At 40.3% G+C, this 4,814-nt stretch carries 5 protein-coding genes; 1 reads left to right on the top strand and 4 read right to left on the bottom strand.

Going from position 1 to position 4,814, the window contains the following annotated elements; genetic code table 11:
* Positions 1 to 126 precede the first annotated feature (126 nt).
* Complete coding sequence (ilvN, locus tag NJ959_RS25595; RefSeq protein WP_254014583.1) at positions 127 to 645, top strand: acetolactate synthase small subunit; 519 nt, start codon at positions 127 to 129, stop codon at positions 643 to 645.
* A 109-nt stretch (positions 646 to 754) separates the two neighbouring features.
* On the opposite strand, the gene NJ959_RS25590 is transcribed toward ilvN, so the two are convergent.
* The 4 genes from NJ959_RS25590 to NJ959_RS25575 all read right to left on the bottom strand — a co-directional run bounded on the left by NJ959_RS25590 (position 755) and on the right by NJ959_RS25575 (position 4,789).
* Positions 755 to 1,531, bottom strand: coding sequence for a pentapeptide repeat-containing protein (locus NJ959_RS25590; RefSeq protein ID WP_254014582.1), 777 nt, complete (start codon positions 1,529 to 1,531; stop codon positions 755 to 757).
* Positions 1,532 to 1,635: 104 nt separating this feature from the next.
* A complete protein-coding gene (locus NJ959_RS25585; protein WP_254014581.1) occupies positions 1,636 to 2,640 on the bottom strand; it encodes a zinc-dependent alcohol dehydrogenase family protein in 1,005 nt (334 codons plus the stop codon).
* Between the two features lie 190 nt (positions 2,641 to 2,830).
* On the bottom strand, positions 2,831 to 4,243 hold the full coding sequence (locus NJ959_RS25580; protein WP_254014580.1) for a hypothetical protein: 1,413 nt from the start codon (positions 4,241 to 4,243) through the stop codon (positions 2,831 to 2,833).
* Between the two features lie 171 nt (positions 4,244 to 4,414).
* Complete coding sequence (locus NJ959_RS25575) at positions 4,415 to 4,789, bottom strand: hypothetical protein (protein ID WP_254014579.1); 375 nt, start codon at positions 4,787 to 4,789, stop codon at positions 4,415 to 4,417.
* Positions 4,790 to 4,814: the final 25 nt, after the last annotated feature.

The following is a 4,814-nucleotide window of genomic DNA, read 5'->3' as shown; positions in this document are numbered from 1 at the left end:
CTCCCCACTCCCCACTCCCCATCTTCTTTTTGCGATCGCCTAATGCTGCGATAATATAAAATCCCATGCCAAAATACCTATCAACGTTTGGCTCTGTGAGTGCGTGCTGCCTGAATTTTGACTCTGATGAAACATACCCTTTCGGTTCTAGTTGAAGATGAAGCCGGGGTTTTAACCCGAATTGCTGGCTTATTTGCCCGTCGGGGCTTCAATATTGAAAGTCTAGCTGTTGGTCCGGCGGAACAGGTTGGTATTTCTCGGATTACTATGGTGGTTCCGGGTGATGAAAGTTCTATCGAACAGCTAACTAAGCAACTCTACAAGCTGATTAATGTCCTGAAAGTACAGGATATTACTACTGTACCTTGTGTCGAGCGAGAGTTGATGCTACTAAAGGTTAATGCTAATAGCTCGTCGCGTTCGGAGATTATTGAATTAGCTCAGGTATTCCGGGCGCGAGTTGTTGATATCGCTGAAGATTCCCTAACTCTAGAAGTAGTTGGCGATCCTGGTAAAATGGTGGCAATTGTCCAGGTACTGAGTAAGTTTGGTCTTAAAGAAATTGCTCGGACTGGTAAGATTTCTCTCATCCGCGAGTCTGGTGTCAATACTGAATATCTCAAGTCTTTGGAAGCAAAAGTTTAATTGTTATTGGTTGTTGGTTTTTGATTGTTGGTTATTAGTTTTTGTTGATTAATTATGAATTTATTAGCCCACAATAAATAATAAATAACAAATAATAAATAACAAATAATTATTGGAATTCTTGATTTGGTGATGCGATGGCTCTGATTGTGTCCATTCCCCATTCTGCCAAAGGGCGATTCAGTTTTTTCAAGAATTCCCATCCTTGGCGATACCTGAGAATTAATTCGGGTAGTTTTTGTTTGTTTTGTTCTTCTCCAGCAGCTTGGCGTAAAATTTCTGCGATTAATTCAGGTGAATTTAAGTTCAAATAAGCACCGCTTAGATTAACGCCACTCAAGTTAGCACCCCTTAAATCTGCTTTTTTGAGATTAGCACGACTTAGATCTGCTTTATTTAAGTTTGCACCCAATAATATAGCATTACTCAGGTCAGCTTCAATCAAGTTAGCCTCACTCAGATTAGTCTTACTTAAATCTGCGCTACTGAAATTAGAACCAAACAAGTTAGTATTACTCAAATCCGCATTACTCAAATTAGCATGATGGAGGTTAGTTCCAACTAACTTATCACCATTTAACTGAGCGCCGATTAATTTAGCACCGATTAATTTGGCTCCACTCAGGTTCGCATCAATTAAATTAGCATCAATCATGATAGCATCTGTTAGAATCGCTGCTACGAGAATAGCACCACTTAGATTAGTATTCAATAATAGAGCTTGACTTAAATCTGTGCCAAATAAAAGAGCATTACTCAAATCGGCATGGCTAAAGTTTGCGGCAATTAGCTTTTCTGTAATTAGGGTAGCGCCACTTATATTTAGACCAGAAAAATTGCGTTTTTTCTGGGCATATTGTTCAATGATTTGGTTCCCTTTATCCATATAGATAATTATTTGTTATTTATTTAATGTCTTGTTTTTTATTATACCAAACAACTAATAACAAGGGGCTTAAGCCCCTTGTCCACAACCAACAAGATATCTTATTATTTTACGATCAGAGAAATTTTACCTGTAGTCGATCCTGACTCTATCACTTTATGCGCAGCAGGAGCATCTTGTAAGGTAAAAGATTGAGATAAGTGAATTTTCAGCTTCCCTTCATCAATCCAACTGGCACATTGTTCGAGAATTTCGGTTTGATGGAGTTGTGCTGCAACAATTCCCTGTAAGGCTGGAGTTAGCATGATTTCTAAGCTAATGCGGAGATTGCGCGATCGCGCCGTTTTTAAATTACCATCGGCTGGGTTAGGTTCGAGAATAGTGACTAAATCGCCATACACCCGCACGGCTGGAACCGTATCGTAGAAAATTTTACCACCTACAGTATCAAAAGCGAGATCTACTCCTTCCCCCTCTGTCCAATCTAGAACAGCTTGGACAAAATCGGTTTGTTTGTAAAGAATTGTATTGTCTGCTCCTAATTGACGTGCTAATCTGGCTTTTTCTGGAGAGCTGACAGTGGTACAAACCTCAGCACCTTTAATTTTAGCAAGTTGAATGGCAACGTGCCCAACACCACCTGCGCCTGCATGAATGAGGACTTTTTGTCCAGCTTCCAACCGTCCGCGATCGTATAATGATTCCCAGGCAGTAATAAGTACTAATGGTGCGGCAGCAGCTTCAGCAAAGGAAAGAGATGTGGGTTTCCGGGCTACCCAGCGTTCATCGACAACGGTGAATTCAGCATAATTTCCTGTGCCAGATTTGCCCAATCCGCCAGCACAAAAATATACTTCATCCCCTACTTTAAATCGCTTAACCGCAGCACCAATTGCTTCCACAACACCAGCACCATCACATCCTAAAATAGCGGGCATTTCATTAGGATAAAAAGTACCTCGGCTGCGGAGTTTAGTATCAATTGGGTTAATCCCTGCGGCGTGGAGTCGGATGAGGATGTCGGTATTGTTTTGGATTTGGGGTTGTGGTACTTCTACTAGTTGCAGAGCTTCCGGTGTGCCTGGGGTGGTAATGACAATGGCTTTCATTGATTATTCTAGCTATGAGGAATTAATCTCTTTCAGCAATGTACCAATTTTAGGGCACGGAAAGGGTAAATATCTTATACTGAGATTATATTTTCATGTAGTTTCATGTGGGGTGGGCACTCCTAATAATTTGAAAAGCTGATGATGAAGTTAGTAGGGAGTGCCCACCATACGGTTATTGCTGATGTGATTATTTTCTATGTTTGAGCCATATTCCTACGGGAATGGCTATCATAATTCCTAAAAATATATGAATCAATAAATCTATAATACTTAAACCTAAATAAGGTAATAATTTGACATTTTTGGGTGATTCTTTCTGACATAATTGAGTATAAATAATTTGGCTAGGATTCGTGGCGACTTGTGAGGAAACACCGCTGACGGCTAAGGCTGTACCGATAAAAGCGATTAATATTTCTAGTTTTTCTTGTCTGTCTTGAGTATTGGCTTCTGTGGCGCGATCGCACTCTACCTGTTCTATCTCTACTGTACCACGAATCGTCTCGATCGTTCTGGCAAATAAGTTTTCTCCTGGCGTAAGATAATCTATATCAATTTTAATTTGATTTTGCCATTGGTGGAAAGTTATATCGTTTAGAGTTTCCCAGAATTTTGGGATATTACCTTTGGCTTTAATATTAGCTAGGCAAATGCGGTAATTTCTGGTATTGGTGTCGATGGCGGTATAGTGGGCGGTTATATCTCGGAGGTAACGAGTATAGTTAATCCCATCTTCTGGTATTTGACTTAATAATTTTTTGAGATTGGCTAGCTTTTCGGTAGTGTCGGCGATGAGGTTGGGGTAGCCTTGGATTTTCTTTTCCAATTGACTATAGAGTTGGCGCGTTTGGGTGTAACTTTGTCGCGAGTCTTGGTATATTTTAGAGATTTTATGGTGACAGCAAAGTAGATTTAAGATGCTATCGTAGGTTTCACCTAGGGGGGTGATGGTGTCGGCTTGGCTGTTATTGAGTAATATTAGTATTTGGCATATAGGATTATTGGTTTTGAAGGTAAATAAGATACTATCAAATAGTGATTCTTGATTGACTAAGATGGGATTAAGGTTACTTCCCGCTACCAAAGCGATTGCACATTTTTCCGCCCAATCTTGACTGTCGATAGTGCTATCTATTTCTCCGTATAACCATAAAGTTGTTCCGATTGAGGCTTGGATGTGAGAGGGAAGTAGGTAATTTGGTTTGAAGTGTTGGATTTGGGGGATAGTAATATCAATATTTGGATTATCTGGGGCGAGGGTTAAGTCTGCGGCGTAGGTGTCGTGGAGGCGAAATGGTTGGAGATTAGCAGTAATTTTGAAACCTTCGGGTGTGGGAATGCTACCTAAATCTAAATCTTTGCCGGAATGAGTTAACCAGAATATTTGTCCACCTGCTTCGGCTTGGGGTGTATATTGATTATTTTGGTAACAAATGAGTTGGGTACGGATTTTGGCTAATTCGGGAAAGGGTATTTGTTTTTCACCTAGTTTGGCTAAAGTCTCCCACAATAAATTAGCATCAGCATCTGCCTCATCGAGGGCATCGGTGAGAGTTTGGCGAAGATGAAATGCAACTAGACTGAGAGTAAAGTTTTTCACTCGTGGTTGTTGGTTATTGGTTGTTAGTTATTAGTTATTGGTTGTTAGTTGTTGGTTATTAGTTATTGGTTTTGTTAGTTATCGTTAAAAACCAACCAACCATCCGCTATTCTTACTACCATCCTCACTAACAACCAATCAACCATCCGCTGCCAAATCTCCCCACTCCCTTCATGGCTTTGGTGGCGAAGATTGACTATTACCACTATTATTAGATTGGGTAACTTTAATCATGGCATTGTGGAATAATTGACTGACAGTCGCGCTGGGTTGATTTGGTTTTGTGGTAGATTTGACATTGCCAGGGATTGTTTCTCTTGTGGGTACACTGCTTCCTTTCCGGAGTCTTTCCAGCTTTTCTTGATAACTGGCTAAAAATTTACTGCGAGATGGGTGTTTTAACCAGGTTTCTATGGCGATGACGATTTCGTCATCGTCTTGTAAATTCTGGTGGGGTTGGTAAAATGCGGTGACTTCTGACTGGGGAATTATGCCACATTCCACTAATTCGTTAAAGGCTTTGACACTAGATATATTTCTAGACACTGCCCACTCCTATCTCTTTTATTTA

This window comes from Limnofasciculus baicalensis BBK-W-15 (genome assembly GCF_024178385.1).
GTDB lineage: Bacteria > Cyanobacteriota > Cyanobacteriia > Cyanobacteriales > Coleofasciculaceae > Limnofasciculus > Limnofasciculus baicalensis.
This window is presented reverse-complemented; position numbering and strand designations above follow the sequence as displayed.